The sequence below is a fragment of the Deinococcus phoenicis genome (genome assembly GCF_000599865.1).
In the GTDB taxonomy this organism is placed as follows: domain Bacteria; phylum Deinococcota; class Deinococci; order Deinococcales; family Deinococcaceae; genus Deinococcus; species Deinococcus phoenicis.
The window spans coordinates 1-839 of record NZ_JHAC01000092.1; the positions used below are offsets into that span (position 1 = coordinate 1).

Sequence of the window (839 nt, forward strand, 5' to 3'; positions counted from 1 at the left end):
AGCAACTTCGGGAAGTCGAAGGCGGCGGTGATCGCGGAGGGGCAGGTGAAGCTGACGTTTCAGGACGTGGCAGGTTGCGACGAGGCCAAGCAGGACTTGCAGGAAGTCGTGGACTTCCTGCGCCACCCCGAGCGTTACCACCAGCTGGGTGCCCGCATCCCCCACGGTGTCCTCCTCGTCGGCCCCCCCGGTTCCGGCAAGACCCTCCTCGCCAAAGCCGTCGCCGGAGAAGCCAAAGTCCCCTACTTCTCCATCAGTGGCTCGGACTTCGTCGAGATGTTCGTCGGGGTCGGCGCCGCCCGCGTCCGTGACCTCTTCGAACAGGCGCGCAAAAGCGCGCCTTGCATCGTCTTCATCGACGAGATCGACGCCGTCGGCCGAAAACGCGGCGTCAACCTCCAGGGCGGCAACGACGAACGCGAACAGACCCTCAACCAACTCCTGGTCGAGATGGACGGCTTTTCCAGTGGTCAGGAAGTCATCATCCTGGCCGCTACCAACCGCCCCGACGTCCTCGATGCCGCCCTCTTGCGGCCGGGCCGCTTCGACCGCCAGGTGGTGGTGGACGCCCCCGACGTGCGGGGGCGTGAAATGATCCTGCGCATCCACGCCCGCAAAAAACCCCTCGATCCCTCCGTGGACCTCGGGGTCATCGCGCGCCGGACCGCTGGAATGGTGGGGGCGGATCTGGAGAACCTGTTGAATGAAGCGGCGCTGAATGCGGCGCGGGAGGGCCGGTCACGGATCGTGATGCGGGATGTGGAGGAGGCCAGAGACCGGGTGTTGATGGGACCCGAACGCCGCTCGCTGGTGGTGCGGGAAGCCGACCGCAAGGTCAC

At 66.2% G+C, this 839-nt stretch carries 1 protein-coding gene; it reads left to right on the top strand.

Annotation, left to right across the window (positions count from 1 at the left end; genetic code table 11):
• Positions 1 to 839 (top strand): ATP-dependent metallopeptidase FtsH/Yme1/Tma family protein (locus tag DEIPH_RS17560; protein WP_034360793.1); only part of this gene is annotated, 839 nt, incomplete at both ends.